Annotated in this window: 14 protein-coding genes; 4 read left to right on the plus strand and 10 right to left on the minus strand. The window is 74.6% G+C overall.

What is annotated here, in order from left to right; genetic code table 11:
- Positions 1-130: 130 nt before the first annotated feature.
- Positions 131-1,018: an NAD(P)-dependent oxidoreductase gene (locus PUR56_RS24960; protein WP_329950544.1), complete on the minus strand. Its 888-nt coding sequence runs from the start codon at positions 1,016-1,018 to the stop codon at positions 131-133.
- A 53-nt stretch (positions 1,019-1,071) separates the two neighbouring features.
- Here PUR56_RS24960 and PUR56_RS24965 point away from each other — a divergent pair, with 53 nt between their 5' ends.
- Complete coding sequence (locus PUR56_RS24965) at positions 1,072-1,458, plus strand: winged helix-turn-helix transcriptional regulator (protein WP_329950545.1); 387 nt, start codon at positions 1,072-1,074, stop codon at positions 1,456-1,458.
- 230 nt (positions 1,459-1,688) lie between these two features.
- On the opposite strand, the gene PUR56_RS24970 is transcribed toward PUR56_RS24965, so the two are convergent.
- From PUR56_RS24970 to PUR56_RS24995, 6 genes are all read right to left on the minus strand, one after another.
- Positions 1,689-2,960, minus strand: a complete 1,272-nt coding sequence (locus PUR56_RS24970) for an MFS transporter (protein WP_329950546.1) — start codon at positions 2,958-2,960, stop codon at positions 1,689-1,691.
- Positions 2,953-4,152, minus strand: coding sequence for a cytochrome P450 family protein (locus PUR56_RS24975; RefSeq protein WP_329950547.1), 1,200 nt, complete (start codon positions 4,150-4,152; stop codon positions 2,953-2,955). Before PUR56_RS24975 ends, PUR56_RS24970 begins: the two co-directional genes overlap by 8 nt.
- A gap of 30 nt (positions 4,153-4,182) precedes the next feature.
- Positions 4,183-4,854: a DUF5825 family protein gene (locus PUR56_RS24980; protein WP_329875712.1), complete on the minus strand. Its 672-nt coding sequence runs from the start codon at positions 4,852-4,854 to the stop codon at positions 4,183-4,185.
- Positions 4,835-6,781: a RiPP maturation radical SAM C-methyltransferase gene (locus tag PUR56_RS24985; RefSeq protein ID WP_329950548.1), complete on the minus strand. Its 1,947-nt coding sequence runs from the start codon at positions 6,779-6,781 to the stop codon at positions 4,835-4,837. The genes PUR56_RS24980 and PUR56_RS24985 overlap by 20 nt, the downstream gene beginning before the upstream one ends.
- A gap of 79 nt (positions 6,782-6,860) precedes the next feature.
- Entirely contained in the window at positions 6,861-7,022 is a 162-nt protein-coding gene (locus PUR56_RS24990; protein ID WP_329875716.1) for a hypothetical protein, read from the minus strand.
- Positions 7,019-9,016, minus strand: coding sequence for a S9 family peptidase (locus PUR56_RS24995; protein WP_329950549.1), 1,998 nt, complete (start codon positions 9,014-9,016; stop codon positions 7,019-7,021). The genes PUR56_RS24990 and PUR56_RS24995 overlap by 4 nt, the downstream gene beginning before the upstream one ends.
- 422 nt (positions 9,017-9,438) lie before the next feature.
- On the opposite strand from PUR56_RS24995, the gene PUR56_RS25000 reads away from it, so the two are divergent.
- Positions 9,439-9,981: an EF-hand domain-containing protein gene (locus PUR56_RS25000; protein WP_329875720.1), complete on the plus strand. Its 543-nt coding sequence runs from the start codon at positions 9,439-9,441 to the stop codon at positions 9,979-9,981.
- A gap of 168 nt (positions 9,982-10,149) precedes the next feature.
- On the opposite strand, the gene PUR56_RS25005 is transcribed toward PUR56_RS25000, so the two are convergent.
- From PUR56_RS25005 to PUR56_RS25015, 3 genes are all read right to left on the minus strand, one after another.
- Positions 10,150-10,551 carry an SAV_915 family protein gene (locus PUR56_RS25005; protein WP_329950550.1) on the minus strand — a complete coding sequence of 134 codons (402 nt, stop codon included), beginning with the start codon at positions 10,549-10,551 and terminating at the stop codon, positions 10,150-10,152.
- 352 nt (positions 10,552-10,903) lie between these two features.
- Positions 10,904-11,686 carry a sulfite exporter TauE/SafE family protein gene (locus PUR56_RS25010; protein WP_329950551.1) on the minus strand — a complete coding sequence of 261 codons (783 nt, stop codon included), beginning with the start codon at positions 11,684-11,686 and terminating at the stop codon, positions 10,904-10,906.
- A 665-nt stretch (positions 11,687-12,351) separates the two neighbouring features.
- The gene (locus PUR56_RS25015) at positions 12,352-13,065 is read right to left on the minus strand and encodes an ABC transporter ATP-binding protein (RefSeq protein ID WP_329875726.1); all 714 of its coding nucleotides are present in this window, start codon (positions 13,063-13,065) and stop codon (positions 12,352-12,354) included.
- A gap of 337 nt (positions 13,066-13,402) precedes the next feature.
- On the opposite strand from PUR56_RS25015, the gene PUR56_RS25020 reads away from it, so the two are divergent.
- Positions 13,403-16,777, plus strand: coding sequence for an FtsX-like permease family protein (locus PUR56_RS25020; RefSeq protein WP_329950552.1), 3,375 nt, complete (start codon positions 13,403-13,405; stop codon positions 16,775-16,777).
- On the plus strand, positions 16,774-19,584 hold the full coding sequence (locus PUR56_RS25025) for an FtsX-like permease family protein (RefSeq protein ID WP_329950553.1): 2,811 nt from the start codon (positions 16,774-16,776) through the stop codon (positions 19,582-19,584). Before PUR56_RS25020 ends, PUR56_RS25025 begins: the two co-directional genes overlap by 4 nt.
- Positions 19,585-19,649 lie beyond the last annotated feature (65 nt).

A 19,649-nucleotide genomic window follows, 5' to 3' on the forward strand; every position in this document is an offset into this window, starting at 1 on the left:
GCCGCGGCAGGGTCGGGCCGGTGGGGTCGGCCCGGTCTTCCTCGCCGAGCTGGTGGTGCTGCCCGCTCGGGTCCGGGGCCCTCGGGGTTGCTGTCGCGCGCGGGTGGCCGGGGGGCCGGTCCGCCGGGGTTCAGCGTCGGCCCAGCACCTCGGCGAGGCGGCTCACTCCGTCCTCGCCGTGGCCGAGGGCGATGGTCCGGCGGACCAGGCCCTCGGCCGCGCGCATCACCCCGGACTCGATGCCGTGCGACTCCGCGGTGTGCACGACGTGGGCCATGGTGGAGACCCCCGAGGTGAGCGGGTTGATCGCGCCCGAGTAGCTGCCGCTGTCGAAGTCCTCGGCGAACTCCGCGAACAGCGGCGGCAGGATCGCACCGATCCCCTGGGCGAACGGCGCCAGCTCCCGCCCGCTGATCCCCTCCGCCCTGGCCAGCGCCAGCGCGTGCACGTACCCGGCCATCGTCGTCCAGAAGATGTCCAGCAGCGCGATGTCGAAGCCGGCCGCCCGGCCGATCTCCTCGCCGAGGTGGGTGTGGGTACCGCCGAGCACCGCCAGCACCGGCGCGTACCGCTCGTAGAGGTCGGCCGGCCCGCTGTGGATGAAGACCGCCTCCGGCGTGCCGATGCTCGGGGCCGGCGTCATGATGGCGCCGTCCAGGTACTCGACGCCGTGCTCCGCCGCCCACGCGGCCGTGGACCGGGCCCGGTCCGGCGAGTCGGCGGTCAGGTTGACCACCGCCCGGCCCTTGAGCGCGGCCCCGATCTCCTCACGGTGCAGCACGGCGTCCGAGGCGTCGTAGTTCACCACGCAGATGACCGTGAGCTCGCTCGCCGCCACGGCCTCCTCCGCCGTGGCCGCGCTCACCGCGCCCCGGGCGACCAGCGCGGCGTCCCGCCCCGGGGTGCGGTTCCAGACCGTGGTGCGGACGCCGGCGTCCACGAGGGCACCGGCCAGGGCGCGTCCCATCGGCCCGAGGCCGAGCACGGTGACAGTGGGCAGGGTGTGGTTGGTGGGCATACTTCATCTCCTGTAGACATGGTGGTGGACAACGACGACCCCGGGGGGAAGAGATGACGCGCAGCCAGGCCGTGAACCCGAACGTGTGCGGGGTGACCGCCGCGATTGCCGTGATCGACGGCAAGTGGAAGACGTCCCTGCTCTGGCTACTGGAGGCCGGACCGCAGCGCCCCGCCGAAATCCGTCGACGGCTGCCCGGGATCAGCGAGAAGGTCCTCACCCAGGCCCTGCGTGAGATGGAGTCCGACGGCCTGGTGCACCGCGAGGTGCACGACGTCCTTCCGCTGAAGACGGTCTACTCGCTGACCGACTTCGGCCGCCGGCTCTCCGACGCCCTCGGCCCGGTCTCCGACCTGGGCCACGAGCGCCTCGACCGCATGACGGCGGAGCAGGCCGGACGGGTCGGACAGGTCGAACAGAGCGAACTGTCGGCCTCCTGACCCGCTGTCATCTCCTTCCGTCCTTCTGGGGACCAGTCTCGTCGCGCCGCACGTCGTTGCCCAGTACCCACAAAAAGGTGGCTACCGGCCGGGGCCGAGGGGCGGCAGGTTCACATCTGCGGCCCCGGCGGGCCGCCCTCGCCGTCGAGGGAGTTCCTGCCGTACGCGGTGCGGAAGAGGGCCGGGCAAACCGTTCCGGTCGACGGGCGACGCCGGCGGGGGTGGTGGCCTCACAGCGCGCGGATCTCGCGCCTGGTCAGCGCGTACCCGAACGCGCCCAGGAGGCAGAGCCCGGTCGTCGCGAACACCCCCCGGCTCCCGAACGCCTCCACCGCCGCGCCGGCCGCGATCACCGACAGCGGGAAGACCCCCAGCGCGCAGAAGGTGATGGCCGCCATGACCCGGGCCAGCAGCGCGGGCGGGGTGTTCTTCTGCACGCCGGTGACGACCAGGACGTTGGTCACCGTGCTGGCGCCGCCGGCCACGCAGAGCAGCAGCACCGCGCCGACGAGGCCGGTGAACGGCACCAGGCCGATCGCCGCACCCATCACCAGGCCGGAGAGCATCGCCGTGCGGCCCCGCGAGCGCAACTCCGTGAGACCGGCCGCGAACAGGCCGCCGACCAGGGCGCCGCCGGTGAACGCGGCCAGCAGCATGCCCAGCCCGACGGCACCGGCGGCGAAGCCGTCGGTGGCCAGGGTCGGCAGGGCGACCCTGGTGGCGCCGCCCACGGTCAGGTTCGCGATCACCGTCACCGTCAGTACGGCGCGCAGCAGCGGCGATTCCCGCAGCAGGGCGCGGAAGTTCCTCGGCACGGACGAACGTTCGGAGATCGGTCGGGGCGGTGCGGCGAGGCTGCCGCGACCGATGAGCAGCAGCGTGACGGTCGACACGGCGAAGGTCGCCGCGTCCAGGCCGAGTGCGGCGGCCGGGTCCAGCCAGGCGACCAGGGGGCCGGCCGCCGCCGGACCGAGCAGACCGGCGCCGAAGGTGACCGTGCTGCTGAGGGCGTTGCCCGCGTGGAGGTCCTCGGCGGGCAGCAGGGTCGGGGTGATCGCCCAGGCGGCCGGCAGGAACACCCCGGCCCCGAGGCCGACCAGTAGCGCGAGCCCGCCGATCAGCAGGAACTCCGCCGCCCCGCCGGCGGCGACCGCGCACAGCCCGGCGGTGGCGAGCAGCCGGACGAGGTCGGCGGCCAGCATCACCCGCCAGGCGCCGAACCGGTCGGCGAGTACCCCGCCCAGGGGGGTGGCGGCCAGCCGTCCCGCGCCGTAGGCGGCCACCACCAGGCCCAACTGGCGGGCGCCGCCGGCGAGGGAGTAGACCAGCAGTGGCAGGGCGACCACCTGGAACGCGTTGCCGAACTCCGAGGTGCCCTGCCCGATCACCAGCAGCCGGTAACCGCGCGAGCGCAGCGGCGCGACGCCGATCCGGGGGCGGAACCGCAACAGCCCCGTCGCGCCGCCCGCCCCCGTACCGCCCGTCCCCGCGCCGCTAGCCATCGAGCGAGACGGGCAGCGACTCCAGGCCGCGCAGCATGATGGTGTTGCGCCAGGGCAGGGTCTCCTCCGCGGCGGCCAGCTCGATCCGCTCGAAGCGCGCCAGGAGGCCGGTCAGCGCGACCTCGCTCTCCAGCTTGCCGAGGAAGGAACCGAGGCACCGGTGCAGGCCCTGCCCGAAGGCCAGGTGGCCCGGATCACCCCGGTCGAGGATCAGCCGGTCGGGATCGGTGAAGCGGGCCGGGTCCCGGTTGGCCGCGCCGAGCGAGAGCAGCACCAGCTCGTCCGCCGGGATCTCCACGTCGTCGACCGTCACGTCGGCGTTCGTGAACCGCAGTGTGGCCATGCTCACCGGGGACTCGTAGCGCAGGAACTCGTCGATCGCGACCGGCATCGCCGCCGGGTCGGCGCGCAGACGGGCGAGCTGGTCGGGGTGGTGGAGCAGTGCCAGGGTGGCGGTGCCGAGCAGGTTGACGGTGGTCTCGTGACCGCCGATCAGCAGCAGGAAGACCATCGAGAACACCTCCTGTTCGGTGAGCTCGCCGGCGTCGGACGCCTGCACCAGGTCGGTCAGGATGTCCGTGCGCGGCGCCGCCCGTCGGTCCTTCATCAACTCCCGCAAGTAGTCGTTGAGTTCGGTGGTGGCCTGGTGGAACGACATGTCCCCGCCCTGGGTCAGGATCGCCGTCGACCAGGTGCGGAAGTCCTGCATGTCCTCCGGGGGGAAGCCCAGCAGCTCACAGATGATCATGATCGGCAGCGGGAAGGCGAAGTCCGTCACCAGGTCGGCGGTCTCCCGCCCGCGCAAGCCGTCGAGCAGGCCGTCGGTGATGCGCTCGACCAGCGGTCGCATCTGATCGACGCGCCGGCGGGTGAAGACGCCCTGGAGCAGCCGGCGCAGCCGGGTGTGGTCCGGGGGGTCGCTGTTGAGCATGTGGACGACCTCCGAGCCGAGCGTCAGGCCGGAGCCCCGCCCGCTCGCGATCGCCTGGCTGCGGCGGACGTCCTGCCCGAACCGCGGGTCCATCAGCGCGGCCCGGACGTCCTGGTAACGCGTCACCAGGTAGACCGGCAGGCCCTCGCCGAACTCCACGACGGAGACCGCGCCGGCCTCGCGGATCCGGGCGAGCGTGGGGTAGGGGTCGCGGATGAAGGCGGACATCCGTGAGGCGGCGTCGTCGACCGCGGTGGTCATGGATCTCTCCTCGGACTCGAACTCTCGCAACTACACGGTCAGTGACGGGAAGGGCCAGCGGCGGACCCGCATGGGCAGGAACCACGCGCGGCCCGCCTGTTCGGCGATCAGACCGGCCACGGCGAAGTCCTGGTGGACGGCGTCCGGCAGCCGGCCGATCTCGACACCCTCGGCCAGCGCGTCCACCTGTGCCAGGTGGCCCGGCTCGTCGATGGTGAACAGCTCCAGCATCCCGAACCGGCGGTCGCGCACCTCGACGAAGCCGGGGCCGCGCCGGAAGACGCACTTGCTCGGGAAGTACGTGGCGCGCCAGTCGGCGACGACGTCCTCCGGTGCGCCGGTCAACCGCTCGGGCGGGTAGAGGTGGTGGAAGCGGCGCCGCGCCGCGCAGCCGTCCGTGCAGACCGCCTGCCAGAGCACGGCCAGCCCCTGTCCGGTCGCCTCGCGCAGCAGCATCAGCGCCCGCGCGGAGGCCGCCGGCGCGTCCGCACAGAGCCGGACCGGCTCGGTCAGCCGCAGGCAGCGGACCCCGGCGCGGTGCAGCTCGGTCACCTCCGCCTGCGCCGGGCCGGACAGGGTGCGGCGACCGAGCGCGAAGCCCGGCAACTCCCTGGCGGCCGGGTCGTAGTCGAGCCAGAGCTCGACCTCCGGGTCGGCGGCGCGCCAGGCGGCGTCGGTCCGTTCAGCCGATCGTGACGGCATCGAGCACCTCCTCGGTACGAGGACGGGCGGCGGCCGGGCCGTGCCGGTGCTGCATCCGCATCAGCACCTGGTTGTCGGACTCGACGGCGACCTGAAGGAAGCTGTCCCCGTCGTGGAACAGCAGGCCCAGCGCGGTGAAGCGCTCCAGCACGGGCTGGACCGCCGCCGCGCCGCCGGGGACCTTGGCGGCCAGCGTGGCGGTCGAGCGGGGCTGGGCCAGCAGCCGGAAGGCGGCGAGCTCCACCGGATCGGTCAGCTCGACCACCCGCCAGTCGTACCCGGGCCGGGTGTTGACGAGCACGATTCGCCCGCCCGCGTCCCGGTAGCTGAGCCGGCTGTCGGGGAACCGCGCGATCCAGGTGTCCACCGCCGCGCTCAGACGCTCCGCGAGGTCGCCGCCGATCCCGCGCGGCGGTGCGGTGAACACGTACGCCAGTTGGGCCAGTTCGCTCTCGGGAAGGCGATAGGTCGCGCGGTACTGGAAGGCCGGCCGGGTGATCGCGAAGCCCAGTTCGGGGCGGTCGAAGTACGGGCTGAACCGCTCGATCGCGATCCGTCCCGCCCCGGTCGGCGGGTCCAGGTGGTGCAGCACGGGAAGTTGGCCGATCACCGACTCGTAGTCGGCCGGCTGCTCGCCCGGGAAGCCGTAGAGGTAGTTCCAGCTGACCGAGACCCCGGCGCTCTGCGCGTCCCGCAGCGCGCGGACGTTCTGGCAGCCCGTCACCCCCTTGTCCATGATCCGCAGGACCCGGGTGCTCAGGCTCTCGATGCCGGGCTGCACCTGGGCCGCGCCCGAGTCGCCGAGAAGCTGGAACTGGTGGCGGCGCAGGTTGGCCTTGATCTCGAAGTGCAGGCGCAGATCGACCGGGAGTTCGGCCAGCGACTTCAGGACGGTGTCGAAGTAGCCCATGTCCAGGATGTTGTCGACCACGTAGACGTCCAGTAGCTGGTGGCGTTCGGCGAGCGTGAGCACCTCGGCGAGGAAGTCCGCCGGCGGCTTGGAGCGGAACTCCATCGAGGAGCCGTTGAGCCCGCAGAAGGTGCAGTGGTGCTTCTCGCCCCACCAGCAGCCCCGGGAGCCTTCGAGGACCAGCTTGGGATCGACCCAGCCGGCCGCGACGGAGGCGTCGAGCCGCTCGAAGAAGCCGTCGTAGCGGGGCGTCAGGATCGCCGAGGGCGGCAGCGGGCGCTTCGTCATCTCGTTGGCCGTCGACGTCCCGGAGTCGTCACGCCAGCACAGCCCGGGGACGGCGGAGAGGTCGCCGCCCTCCAGGAGCGCCGGGAAGGCGGCTTCGCCCTCGCCGCGCACCACGTAGTCCAGGAAGGGGAAGTTGCGGTGCAGCGCGGCGCCCTGCGGACCGTCGCAGTTCGCGCCCCCGAACACCGTGCGCACCTGCGGGCACCGCTGTTTGAGCACCCTCGCGGCGGCGAGGCTCGCCGTGTTCTGCTGGAAGGTGGTGGTGAAGCCGACCAGGTCCGGTGGGTCGGCGGCGAGCTCGTCGACCAGTCGGTCGATGAAGGCGGGGGCGATCGTGCGGGTGGCCCGGGTCAGGGCGATGTCCTGCTCGCTCGCGCCGTTGGCGGCGAGGTGCTCGAAGTAGCTCGCGAACTCGACATCGCTGTCGCCGGCGCCGTTGCCGTCGCCGTCGAGGCCGCCGTCGACGCCGGGGGCCGGGCCGTCGTCACCGTACAGCGCACCGGCGAACGCCCAGTCGCCCGCGCCCTGGAAGTAGGACTTCTCGGAGAAGTACTGGTAGTCGTCCACGCCGAAGCCCGCGGTCGAGGCCGCCCAGTCCACGAAGTCCAGGTTGGCGTACCGCACTTCGACCTGATGGCCGGCGCGTGCGGCGGCGGTGTGCAGGATCCCGAGCGCCAGCGACGGCACGTCGATCGCGCCCCAGGGCATGTGCAGCAGGACGATACGCATGATGGCCACTTCTGTTGTCCGCAGGCTGTCGGCGAGGTGTCGCTCCGGGGCACCGCAGATGCCCCGGAGCGACCGTGGGTCACTTGCCCTTGAGTTCAGGCTTCGGCTTCGGCTGCCCCTTGAGGGCAGGCGCGACCGCTGTGGCCTTGGTGATGTCGAGCGCGAAGTTCTGGACCACGACGGCGCCCCGGTCACGCTCCGGGGTGCTGATCGGGTCGTTCTGGATGCTGCGTCGCTTCATGGTTGTTCACCTCCTTCCGTCACATCGGCGGGTACCCCGGGACGACTGCCCCGGGGTGCTCGGGGGAGCGGTGCCGGCCAGGCGTGCCCGGCGAACCGGACCATCGCGGCCAGCACGGATCGGTGGTCGGCGGTCCGGCTGCTGTAGTGCCCGCCGTCCACCCAGAGCAGCTCGTGCGGCACCGCCAGCCGGCGCAGGTCCGCGGCGTACCGGGCCACCTGGTCGGGCGGGCACCGCTCGTCGGTCCGGGAGGCGGCCAGCAGGACGGGCGCGCGGACCTGGTGCACGTAGGATCGCGGGTCGGCCGCGCGGTAGCGCTCGGGCACCTCGTCCGGGGTCCCGCCGAACAGCTGCCGGTCGAGCTCGCGCAGCGCGGGGGTGGTGGTGCGGTAGGTGGCGGGGTAGTCCGCGATCGGCTGGGCGGCCATGCCGAGCGACCACAGCTCCGGCTGCGCACCGATCGCCAGCAGCGTCAGGTAGCCGCCCCAGGAGAATCCGCACAGGCCGGTGCGCTCCGCGAGCGCCGTGCCGTCGGCGACCAGCTCGGCGCGGACGGCGGCCAGGTCCTCGATCTGCGCCAGCCCGACCCGGTGGCCGTACTCGTGCTGCCAGCGGGCGCCGTAGCCGGTGGAACCGCGGTAGTTGGTGCGCACCACCGCGTAGCCGTGGCCCACCAGGGCGTTCACCCGCGGGTCGTAGGAGTCCCTGTCGTGGGTGGCGGGGCCGCCGTGCACCAGGAAGAGGGTCGGCCACGGGCCCCCGCCGACGGGGGTGCTGACGAAGCTGTGGATCCTCCCGTACGGCCGGGGCGTCCAGCGCCGGCTGCGGGAGGTGTCGCCCTGCTCCGGATCGGTGTGGTCCGCGACCTCCGTGCCGGGCCGCAGGACCAGCGGGCGGGGCGGAGTCGACTCCCGGCTCCAGACGCAGTGCAGGGTGCCGTCCGGGGCGCAGGAGAGGTCGTGGATCGTGCCGCCGGGTGTGTCGATCTCCCGGGCGGGCGGGGCCTGTTCGGCCGGCTCCTGGTCGGCATTCACCCCCTGGCCCGCCGTCTCGCCGCCCACCGCTGCCCGGCCGACCGCTGCCCGGCCGACCGCTGCCCGGCCGACCGCTGCCCGGCCGACCGCTGCCCGGCCGACCGCTGCCCGGCCGACCGCTGCCCGGCCCGCAGGCCCCGGCCGCGCCGCCCCCGGCCCCACCGGCGGGTCGAGGTCGGCGAGCAGCAGCCGGCTCCGCCCGGCCCGCTCGTGCTGGATCAGCACCCCGCGCGGCCCCCGGTACCAGCCGGCCGATATCTGCGAGTCGAACGACAGCCTCGGGTACCTGCTCAGCCCCGCGCCCGCCCGCCAGGTCGCGACGGTGTACCGCTCGTCCTCCTCGACCACCAGCAGCAGCTCCGGTTCGAGTACGGCGAGCGGGTTGAACTCGATCGGCCAGAGCCGCAGTCGCCGGTCCCCGGCGAGCCGTAACGGACTGCCCGCCTGAGCGTCCGTCGGCCACAGGACCGCTGCGTCGTCCCCGTCGGGCCGCCCGCCGAGGGCGAGTAGTCGACCGTCCGGCGACAGGTCGGCCAGGCCCAGGTACCCCGGCGCCGAACCGACCGGTCGCGCCTCGCCCGCAGGCGGCCCGACATAGAGGTGCGAGGCGTCGTGGACACCGACGGCCACGGCCGCGAGCGAGCCCGTCCGGTCGAAGGCGACGCCGTACGCCCGCCCGTGCGGCACGCCGTGCAGTGCCGCGCCGCCCGGTCCGCCGGCGAACGGCTCGCGTTGCCACCGCCCCTCCCCGGCACCGTCGGCGTCGAACCACCAGATGGCATCGCCGTCCGGCTCGATCTCGCTCAGGTGGACGCCCCCCGGTCGGTCGGTGACCACCCGGCGCCGACCCGTCCCCAGGTCCCAGGCGACCGCCTGCCAGCGCTCGTCGACGAGCCGCGTCTCGACCGCGCGGTCGGCCGCCAACGCGGCGAAGCCGGGGGACTGGAACGCCTGCGTCACGGACCCGGCCCTTCCGGCTCGACGGTGGGGAACACGCTGCGCTGGACGTTCCGGGAGCCAGTGAACCGGCATGTGGGGAAGGACACATGTCGGGGGGTCGCGGTCCACTGTAGGGGGGTGTCGCGGATACGAACAGAAGGCGACGCAATTTATCTGAACATGTCGCTTGCCCGGGCCCACCGCGATGCTCCACGCCTCGGGAGCCTGCCCTTCGTGGCCGCCGGATCCGGCACGGCGCCGGGCCGCGCCCCGGTGGTCACGGACCGCGCCGGATCGCCGGGCGATGCGTAGCACACTCCGGGTGGCCGCGCCGGGAGTCCTCGGTTCTTCCCCCGAAACCCGGCGACGCCCGCGCTGCGCACTTAAAGTCACCAGCCTGTCGCCACACGTGGTGGGGCAGTCGGCACAGGGGAGGCCCGTCCATGGCCAGCGAGTTCCAGCAGCGCAAGCTCCGCAACGTGTTCGCCGCGTTCGACGCGGACGGGGACGGCTGCCTGCGGCAGAGCGACTTCGGTGCCCTGGCGGAGCGTTGGAGCCGGCTGCCGGCCGTCCAGCGGGACGCCGGGCTGGGGGCCAGGGTCGAGGCGCTCATGACGGGCTGGTGGGACCACCTGCTCACGGTCGCCGACACCGACCACGACGGCACGGTCGACATGGACGAGTTCCTGGCCCTCGTCGACCGGCTCCCCGCCCTGCGGGAGGTCGTGACGGCGACCGCCGACACGGTCTTCGACGCCGTGGACGAGAACGGGGACGGCCGTATCTCGCGCGCCGAGCACCGCCGCCTCGTCGACATCTGGCACGGGCGGAGCGTGGAGACCGACGACGTCTTCGACCTGCTCGACCTGGACGGCGACGGGTATCTCAGCCGGCCCGAATTCGCCCTCCTGTGGGCGCAGTTCTGGATCAGTGCCGACCCGTCCGAGCCCGGCAACGCGATGTGCGGCCGCATCCCGGAGCAGTGACCGCAACTCGGGCGGGCAGCGCCGAAGTCCCGCCTGCCGACGCCGACGCCGACGGCGAGGTTGACGCCGACGGTGATGTTGACGCGGATCGGCTCGGGCTGCCGCTTCGCGGTGCCACCGGGCCGGCCACCCGGCCGTGCCGCCCGGCCGCCCGTCGGAGCGGAGGCCCTACCGGTGGGCCCGGTGCGGCAGCACGTCGGGCGCGGGCCCTCGGCCCGGAGCGCCCGCGAAGGACGGGGTGATGAGAAGGGGCCGGTCCAAGGTGCCCTCGCGCCGGGGCCGGGCGGCGGCTGCGGCCAGCTGCGGGTCGACGGTGAGCACGGTGACGCCCAGCGGTTCGGTGAGGGCCCGCAGGGCGGGTTCGGCGAGGGTGATCCACGGCTGGGCGGGGCCCAGGACGGTGATGAGCAGCTGCTCGGTCGTGAAGGCGACGGCGGTGCGGTCGCCGAGGGGCGTGCGGAAGAGCCGGGCGGTGTGGCCCAGCGGACCCGGCCGGACGGGGACCAGGAGGAGTCCGGCCGGGACGGGTTCGGAAGGCTCGGGGTCCTCGGCGAGTGAACGGCGGTTCATGGCTGCCTCCAGGCAGGGACGGCACGGACGGACGGTGCCCCGGTCCTCGGCGCCGTCGCCGGCCGGGCTCGCACCATGACCGTATGCCCGCCCGTGCCCGCTCCGTCCCCGTCCCTGACGCTTTCATGATCCGGCCGCCCTCGTCCTTGACGCGGCCTTGACGCCGCGTTGACGCGGTCGCCGCCGTGCGGCCGAGGAATCGGCGAGGCGGCGGGCAGCACGGCCCACCGGTCGGTTCACCCGTACGTGCAGCCGTTGCCGCCACGCCGTGAACACGTCCGCGAGCCTCTCGTCCCCGGCGCCGCCGACGAGGACCTCGCCGCCACGCTCGCCCCGACGGGGCGGGCACCGGTCAGCGCAGGCCCTGCACGGCGTAGAGGAGGCCGACGGCGGCGGCCAGAACACCGAGCAGCAGCCGCAGCGCGGTCTCGGGCACATGAGGCTGGAAGCGGGCGCCGAGGTAGCCGCCGACCAGGCCGCCCAGCCCGCAGGACAGACCGAGCACCCAGTCGGGGGCGATGTCGCCGGTGGCTGCCAGGGCCAGCGCCGCGTAGGTGCCGGCACCCACGAGCGAGGTCACGAACGTCGACGCCAGTGCGGCCGGTGCCACCTCGGCGATCGGAACGCCGCGGCCGACCAGGACCGGGCCGAGGATCGAACCGCCGCCGATCCCGTAGATCCCGCCGACGACACCGACGGCCAGGGCGAGTCCGGTCGTGGTCCGGGCCGTCGGCGCGGTGGCGGCGCGGTCCCGGGCAGGACGCAGGGTGCGGAGGCACAGCCAGCCGCCGAGCGGCAGCAGCAGGGCGGCGACCAGCAGCCGGAAGACCTCCGGCCCGGGCACCGCGAACACCCGCACGGCGGCGCCGATGACGACACCCGGAACGGTGCCCGCGACCAGCAGCCGGGTGAGCGGCCCGCCCAGTCGTCCGGCCCTGCGGTGGCGCAGGAGCGCACCCGGGCCGGCCACGACGTTGAACAGCAGGTTCGTCGGCGTCACCGCGGGGCTCGGCACCCCCAGGACGCTGACCTGGACCGGCAGGAGGAACACCGCTCCCGAGACACCCACCGGCGCCGTCACCGCCGAGATCAGCAGTCCGGTGCCGAACCCGAGCAGGCTCGAAGACCAGCCCACCGCGAGCCCCCTCCGTCGGTCCTCGGGGCAGTATCCGCCATGCCCGCGCACCCGTCGGGAGCGTGTCCACGGACCGGACCGGAGCGCCCGGACCGGTCCGCGCCGGTGCGGCGGACCAGGCCGGGGAGGACGTCGGCTGTGAGGAAGGCCGGCAGGGTGACGCCCAGGGCGGGCAGGGCCCGGCCGACGGCCCGTGTGGCCCTGGCCGCCGAGCTTCGAGAGCTTGGCCAGGGGCGGGTGGTCTGCCCAGCGGTTGCGCGGTCACCGTGCTCGCGGCATCGGCGGCCCGGCGAATTGCGGGTGACAGGGCGAGCCCCGCTCGTCGGCGGTTCCGTGCTCACCTCCGCGGTTCGTCGCCGGAGCCGCCCGACCCCGCCGGCCGGACAATTCTCGGTGCGCTTCGCCTTGTGTGGGCGCGGCGGGGAATTCCTGCGCGGTGGCGGATCGCTGGTGAGCGGGGCCTTGCCTATTCCTGGCCGGTGGGGCCGGATTCCCCGGTCTGCCGTCCCGGCGCATTGCGCTGCCCGGCCTTTTGTCCGTGCGGGCATTCGCTGTGGCCACACCCGGTCCGTCGCCCTGGCGCCGGTCCGAGCGGCGGCAGGGCGACCGGACGCCACCGGCCGACAGCGGCCGACGGCGGGACCGGCGGCAGGTGGCGTCCGGGCTCAGGCGGCGGGTTCCTCGACGATCCGGCCGTCGCGGAGCTCGACCACCCGGTCGGCGAGCTCCATCAGGGTCGGGTCGTGGGTCGCGACCAGGACGGTCACCCCTTCACTGCGCACCACCGCGCGCAGCAGCTGCATGATCGCGCGGCCGGTCTCCGAGTCCAGCTGGCCGGTCGGCTCGTCGGCGATGATCAGGTCGGGCTCGTTGGCGAGGGCGCGGGCGATGGCGACGCGCTGCTGCTGGCCGCCGGAGAGTTCGCCGGGACGCTGGTTGGCGTGGTCGGCGAGCCCGACCAGGGCGAGCAGGGTGTGGGCGCGCTCCTCGCGCTGGGCCGCGGGGACCTTCCGCAGCCGCATCGGTACGCCGACGTTCTCGGCGGCGGTGAGCACCGGGAGCAGGCCGAAGGACTGGAAGACGAAGCCGAGGCGGTCGCGGCGAAGGGCGAGCCTGCCCTCCTCGTCGAGGCTTCCCATGTCGGTGCCGTCGAGGGTGATGGTGCCGCCGCTCGGGCTGTCGAGGCCGCCGACCAGGTTGAGCAGCGTGGTCTTGCCGGAGCCGGACCGGCCCTTGAGGGCGGTGAGTTCGCCCTTGCCTATGGAGAAGCTGACCCCGCGCAGCGCGTGGACGGCGCGCTCACCGGATCCGAAACTGCGTCGGAGATCGGTCACGGCCACCATGGGAGCCGTGACGGTGCCGACCGGTTGCTGCGTCATGACGACGTCCCCTCGGTGTTCGGGTGTTCCTACGGGGCTCCTTGCCGGGGGCAAAGGGCTGAGGTGTTCATGGCTATCGGTCACGCAAAAGCCGAGCGGCTTGACCTGTTGTCAGCCGCAACAGCGCTGCGGTGCGGAGCATTTGCTCATTACTTACATGATTCGCGCAAGTCCCTTCCTTTCTTTGGCCGGATCTGACAGCATCGTCCGCTATCCGGTGATCAAGTGCCGGTGATCACCGTATCGGTGCGCCGAGGGCGCCCATCCGCGTAATGGGACAAGTCTGCCCGTAGGGGCAGCGGCGCGGGGACCATGATGGACCGGGGGAGGAATCAGGATGCTCGGCTTTGTCGTGCGCCGTTTGCGCGGGCGACTGCCCCTGGCCAGTGCGGCGCTGCTCACCGTACTGATCACGACGGCGGTGCTCACCGCACTGGTGGCGTTCCAGCGCACCGTGGGTGAGGTCGGTCAGCGCCAGGCGCTCCAGGGCGCGGGCCACCCGCGGACCACGGTGGTGGTCAACTCCGAGCACGGCTTGGACAAGCGGGCCAAGGACGAGACGGCGGTCGCGGACTACAACCGCGCCCTCTTCGGCGAACTCCCCACCACCGTCCACAGCCTGGCCCGCAGCCGCTCCTACGGGCTGCCGGACACGCAGTCGGGCAGCCCGTCAGGCAGCCGGCCGAGCAGTGCGGCCACCGGGCAGCCGAGCGGCCAGGCCACCGGCCAGCCGACCGGCCAGTCCGGGGGCAAGGAAGCGGACCTCACCCTCCTCGCCACCCTCGACCGGGAGCGCGTCACCGTGCTCGCCGGCACCCTGCCCGCCGTCGCCACCGCCGGCGGCGCGGGCGGCCCCGTCCAGGCGGCCGTGCCGCAGACCGTCCTGACCCGGCTGGGCCTCACCGCCGAGGCGCTGCCCGCGGACGTCCGGCTCGCCGACCGCTACGGCGGCGCGCCGCTCACCGTGCGGATCACCGGCCTCTACCGCGCCACCGACGCCACCGACCTCTACTGGCGGCTCGATCCGCTGCAAGGGCGCGAGATCCAGGCCGGCGGCTTCACCACCTACGGCCCCCTGCTGGTCGACGACAGTGTCTTCACCGCCGCCGGCGTCCCGCAGAACGGCCGCAGCTGGCTGCTCGACGCCGACTTCGCCGGCACCGCCCCCGCCACCGTCGACGCCCTGCGCGCCCGGGCCGCCGGGCTGGGCGACGAGCTCGCGAAGAACGGCGGCCTGATCGCCCGGAGCGAACTCCCCGACCTGCTCGACGAACTGGAGTCCAGCGCGCTGGTCGCCCGGTCGACCCTGCTGATCGGCGCCCTGCAGCTGATCGTCCTCGCCGCCGCCGCCCTGCTACTGGTCGTCCACCTGATCGCGACCCGTCAGCAGTCCGAGAACGCCCTGCTCGCCGCCCGTGGTGCGTCCGGCGCCCGGCTCGGCGCCTTCACCGCCCTGGAAGCGACGCTGCTCGCCCTGCCCGCCGCGCTGCTCGCCCCCCTGCTCACCCCGCCGCTGCTCCGCGTCCTGGGCGGCTTCGGGCCGCTGCGCCGGGTGCCGCTGGACACCGGTCTCAGCTGGACGCTCTGGCCGGTCTCGGTCCTCTGCGCGCTCGGCTGCGTCCTGCTCGCCGCCGTACCCGCCGTGCTGCGCGGCGCCGGGGCGGCCGTGCTGCGCCGGGCCGGCCGCCGCCAGGCCCTGGCCTCCGGCGCCGCCCGGTCCGGCGCCGACCTCGCCCTGCTCGCCCTGGCCGTGCTCGCCTACCACCAACTCTCGCAGTACAGCGGCGGGTTGTCCCCGGACTCCGACGGCCGGCTCGGCCTGGACCCGGTCCTGGTCGCCACCCCCACCCTCGCGCTCTGCGCCGGCACCCTCCTGGCGCTGCGGCTGCTGCCGCTGGCCGCCCGGCTCGGTGCCCGGCTGGCCGCCCGCGGTCGCGGCCTGGCGCCCGCCCTGGTCGGCTGGCAGCTGGCCCGCCGGCCCGGCCGCGCCAGCGGGCCGGTCCTCCTCCTCGTCCTCGGTGTCTCCACCGGCGTCCTGGCACTCGGCCAGCACGCCACCTGGAACACCTCCCAGCAGGACCAGGCGAGCTTCACCACCGCCGGCGGGCTGAGGATCTACAACTCCAAGACCGCTCCGATGGGCCAGGGCAGCCGCTACAGCGCCCTGCCCGGAGGAGACCGGGTCCTCCCGGTCGTCCGGCAGGAGCAGTCGCTCCCCGACAACGGCTACGGGCAGGTGCTCATCCTGGACGCCGCCGGTTTCGCCGACCGCGTGCCGGTCCGCTCCGACCTCCTGGAGAACCAGGACCCGCACACGCTGTTCGACCCCCTGGCCCAGGCCGCGCCCACCGGGGCGGCGGCCGGAGTACCGCTGCCCGGCCGACCGCAACGGATCGACGCCGACGTCACGTTCGTGCCCAGGGAGCAGGCCGAGAACCCGCGCGACAGCTACGTCATACCGTCCAAGGGCCGACCGGAGGTCTGGGTGCTGCTGCGCGACCGCTACGGCCTCACCTTCCAGGCCCCCCTCATCGGGGTCCCCGCCTCGGGCGAGGGCCGCGCCACCGCCGACCTGCGCGCCCTGACGGACGCCCCGCTCAGCACGGCGTCCGCACCGCTCTCGGTCGTGGGGCTGATCGTCTCCGCGGACGTCCGGGACGGTGGGGAGCTGACCGTCCGCCGGATCTCCGCCGCCGACGCGGCGGACGCTCCCGCCGCGCCCGCCGAGGTCCCGGCCGGTCTGACCTGGGCCCCCACCGGCTCCGCGGTCAGCGGCGTCCTCGCCACCGAGGGCCGCCTCGGAGGGGCCGACGCCCAGCAACTGTTCAAGGTGCGCTACCGCCCGGTCAACGGGGCCTCCGGCAGCGTCCGGGGCGTCTACACGCCGGTCGCGGCGGCTGCGGCCGGAGCCGCCGCGGCGGGCACGCCGCAGGAGGTCGCCGGCGTCGCCACCCGGGGCTTCCTGACCGCCAACGGCGGGGCCGTCGGCGAGACCGTCCGGGTGCCCGTCGGCCCCACCGTCCTGCGGGTGCGGATCAGCGCGGTCGTCGAGTCCCTGCCGGTCGTCGGCGACAAGTCCCTCCTGCTGGACCTCGCCACCGTCAGCCGGGCGCTCGCCGCCGAGGGCCGGGAGACCCCCGTCCCCGCCGAATGGTGGCTGCCGGCCACCGGCTCCGACGACCCGGCACCCGCCGGGGCCGCCGCCGCCCTGCGCGCCGCCCCCGGCACGCCGGACCTGAAACTGCGCGAGGAGGTCGCCGCCGCACTGACCGGCGACCCGCTCAGCGCCGCCCCGCAGAACGCGCTCGCGGCCATCGCGGTCGTCACCACGGTGCTCGCCGCGATCGGCTTCGGCGCCGCCTCGGCCGCCGCGGCGGGCGAACGGTCCCGTGAGTTCGCGCTGCTGCTCGCCCTCGGTACGCCGAGGCGCCGTCTGGTTCGCACCGCGGCCTCCGAACAGGCCGTCCTGGTGGGCCTCGGCAGCCTCGTCGGACTCGGCCTCGGCGCCCTGATCGTCCACCTCATCGTGCCGCTCGTGGTGCTCACCCCGGCGGCCCGCCGTCCCGTCCCGGAGGCCGTGGTCGACCTGCCGGTCGGCACCGCGGTGCTCCTGGCCGTCGTGATCGCCGCCGTCCCGCTGCTCTCGGCCCTCCTCGGCGGCCGCCGGCGCCGGGACGTGGCCCAACGGCTCCGGAACATGGAGGAGATGTGACCAGCCCGACCGGAACGGACGGCACGGGCAGGGCGACCGCCCTCCCCTCGGCCGCCCACCGCCCCGCGCCCTGGGTGCGCACCAGGCTGCGGGCGACGCCGCTCGCCGCCCTGCTCACCGCGGCACTGGCCTTCGGCACCGTCTTTCTGGCCGCCGCCTTCCCCAGGATCCTGGACCGGACGGCCGACCAGGGGCTGCGCGAGTTCCTGAAGGACCGCGGCCCCGCCGCGACCAGCCTGTTCGCCACCTCGCGCCTGAGCGGGGGAGCCAAGGACCTCGACGCCGCCGCCGCGCAGCTGACCGCCCACACCGGTAAGACCTTCGGCGTCGCCCCGGGCGGCCCGGTCTACGGCGCGCGCAGCGGCAAGCCCCGCACCCTGGCCAACCCGGGGCTCGCGATGCCCGAGGGCGTCCTCCCGATGATGGACCTGCTCTACGTGAACGGCCTCGGCGACCGCACCACGCTGGTCGAGGGCCGCTGGCCGGAGGTCGGCCCGCAGGGCGCCCCCGTGCGGATCGCGATCAGCAAGAACGCCGCGGACACCGTCGGCATCCACCTCGGTGACGTACTCCGGACCACGGAGTCCGTCACCGGCCAGGCACCCCAGGCCGAGGTCGTCGGGTTCTTCACCGCCCCGGCCCCGGAGGACCCGTACTGGACCGAGCTGCCCTGCCCCGTGCACGCCTGCCTGGCCTACACCACGGGCAAGTTCCCGGACGCCTACTGGCGGGTCACCGGCATGGTCGCCGGGGGCGCCCTCGACCGGGTCGACGGCTGGGAGACCGGCGCCCAGGACTTCTGGCGGTTGCCGCTCGACGTCGACCGCCTGCGCGCCGACCAACTGCCCCGGGTCCAGCAGGAGATCGCCTCCTACCTCACGGGTCCCACCGCGACCGCGCTGATGGCCGCCACCCACCACCCGGACCTGCGGATCAACTCCCAGCTGCCGCAGCTGTTCACCCAGGCCACCGCCCGGCAGCAGGCCGTCGCCCCGCTCGCCGCGCTCGGCCCGGCCGGTCTGGCCGGGGTCGGTGCGGTGGTGCTCTGTCTGGCCGCCGCGCTGACCTCCGACCGGCGTACGGCCGAACTCCGGCTGCTCCAGGCCCGCGGCGGCTCGCGCGGCGGTGTGACGAGACGGCTGCTGGGCGAGGGCGCCGTCACCGTGCTGCCCGCCGCCGCGCTGGCGACGGCGCTGGCCCTGTGGCTGCTGCCCACCCCGCGCTGGGGCGGAGCCGTCCTGGCCGCGCTCGGCGTCGGCCTGTTCACCCTGCTCGCCCTCCCGGTCCGCGCCGCACTCCTCTGGTCGCGGCCCCGCGCCGCCGGCGCCCGGCGCCGGCTGGTCGGCGAACTCGCCGTGCTGGCCCTCACCGTGGCGGCCGTGGCTGAGGTCCGGCGGCGCGGTGTCGCGCCCGTCGGCGACGGCCTGGACCCGCTGCTGGTCGCATCGCCGCTGCTGCTCGCCCTCACCGGTGGGTTGGTGCTGGCCCGGATCCAGCCGCTGCTGGTCGGGGCCCTCGCCAGGGCCGCGGGCCGGCGGCCCGGCGTGGTCGGCTTCCTCGGGCTGGCCCGCGCCGCCCGCGGTACCGACACCCGGCCGCGACCCTCCGTCCTGCCGCTGCTCGCCCTCCTGCTCGCCGTCACCACCGCCGGTTTCGGGGCCACCGTCCTCGACGCCGTCGAGTCGGCCCGGACCCGTGCCGCCCGGCTCACCGTAGGCGGCGACGCCTCGGTCCTGCTCCCGATCGGCGTCAACGTCACGCCCGCCTTCGCCGCCGCGGCGGCCGCGCTCCCCGGGGTCCGGGACGCCGCCCCGGTCTGGTCCGACACCGAGGTGTTCCTGCTCGGCACGGGCAGCGGCTCCACCCGGATCTCCGCCGTGGTCGCCGATCCGGTCGCGTACGCGGCGATCTCCCGCTCGCTCGGCCACGGCGCGTTCGACCCGGCCGTCCTGGCCGGCGGATCCGAGGGCCCCGACGCCCCGTTGCCGGCGCTGGTCTCCACCGCCCTCGCCGAGAAGCTGGCCGGGGACGCCACCGGGCACCGGCTCCGGCTGCCCGGCGGCGGCGAACTGCTCGTCGGGGCGGTCGGGACCGTCGACGGCACGCCCGCCCTCCAGGGCGACGGCCGCATGTTCGTCGTCCTCCCCGCCGCGCCGGCCGTCGCCCGCGCACCGGAACTCGGCCGCCCCAACCTCTGGTTCGCCGCCGGCTCCGTCGACGAGGCCGAGCTGAAGCGGCTGGTGCGCGAACTGATCGCCGCCACGGCGACCAAGGGCCGGGTCACCGGCTCGACGGCCGAGAAGGACGCACTGCCCGCCGGGTACACGGTGCGCACCGGTGCGGGCGTGGTCGCCGAGCTCGGCGACGATCCGCTCCAGGAGTCCGCCGAGCGGCTGTTCTGGGTCGCCGTGCTCGGCGCCGGGGTGCTCGCCCTGCTCGCGGTCCTGCTGACCCTCGTACGGGCCGCGCCCGAACGGGCCGCCCTGCTGGCCCGGCTGCGGACGATGGGCCTGCGCCCCCGCCAGGGCCTCTTCCTGATCCTGGTGGAGACCCTGCCGCAGACGCTGGTCGCGGCAGTCGGCGGCGGGCTGGTCGCGGTCGCCGCGGTCGCCCTGCTCGGCCCGGCGTTCGACCTGTCCACCCTGGTCGGCGCGGCGATCCCGGCCGGCCTGCCGGTCGCCGTCCCGCCGGTCCTGCTCCAGACGGTCGGCCTCGCGGCCCTCGTCTCGGCGGGCGTGGTCGCGGAGGCACTGGTCTCCGGCCGCCGCCAGATCGCCACCGAACTCCGGGCGGGGGACCAGCAATGAGCGTCCCGGTCCGGCACACGACGGAAGCACGACAGTGCGACCGCGACAGAAGCACAGCGTCGACG

This window comes from Streptomyces sp. BE303 (assembly GCF_036290945.1).
Lineage (GTDB): Bacteria > Actinomycetota > Actinomycetes > Streptomycetales > Streptomycetaceae > Kitasatospora.

Coding starts and splice junctions, on each gene's coding strand:
- PUR56_RS25020 (WP_329950552.1), top strand. CDS start 13,403: ATGCTCGGCTTTGTCGTGCGCCGTTTGCGCGGGCGACTGCCCCTGGCC.
- PUR56_RS24965 (WP_329950545.1), top strand. CDS start 1,072: ATGACGCGCAGCCAGGCCGTGAACCCGAACGTGTGCGGGGTGACCGCC.
- PUR56_RS24990 (WP_329875716.1), bottom strand. CDS start 7,022: ATGAAGCGACGCAGCATCCAGAACGACCCGATCAGCACCCCGGAGCGT.
- PUR56_RS24980 (WP_329875712.1), bottom strand. CDS start 4,854: ATGCCGTCACGATCGGCTGAACGGACCGACGCCGCCTGGCGCGCCGCC.
- PUR56_RS25015 (WP_329875726.1), bottom strand. CDS start 13,065: ATGACGCAGCAACCGGTCGGCACCGTCACGGCTCCCATGGTGGCCGTG.
- PUR56_RS24970 (WP_329950546.1), bottom strand. CDS start 2,960: ATGGCTAGCGGCGCGGGGACGGGCGGTACGGGGGCGGGCGGCGCGACG.
- PUR56_RS24960 (WP_329950544.1), bottom strand. CDS start 1,018: ATGCCCACCAACCACACCCTGCCCACTGTCACCGTGCTCGGCCTCGGG.
- PUR56_RS25005 (WP_329950550.1), bottom strand. CDS start 10,551: ATGAACCGCCGTTCACTCGCCGAGGACCCCGAGCCTTCCGAACCCGTC.
- PUR56_RS24975 (WP_329950547.1), bottom strand. CDS start 4,152: ATGACCACCGCGGTCGACGACGCCGCCTCACGGATGTCCGCCTTCATC.
- PUR56_RS24985 (WP_329950548.1), bottom strand. CDS start 6,781: ATGCGTATCGTCCTGCTGCACATGCCCTGGGGCGCGATCGACGTGCCG.
- PUR56_RS25000 (WP_329875720.1), top strand. CDS start 9,439: ATGGCCAGCGAGTTCCAGCAGCGCAAGCTCCGCAACGTGTTCGCCGCG.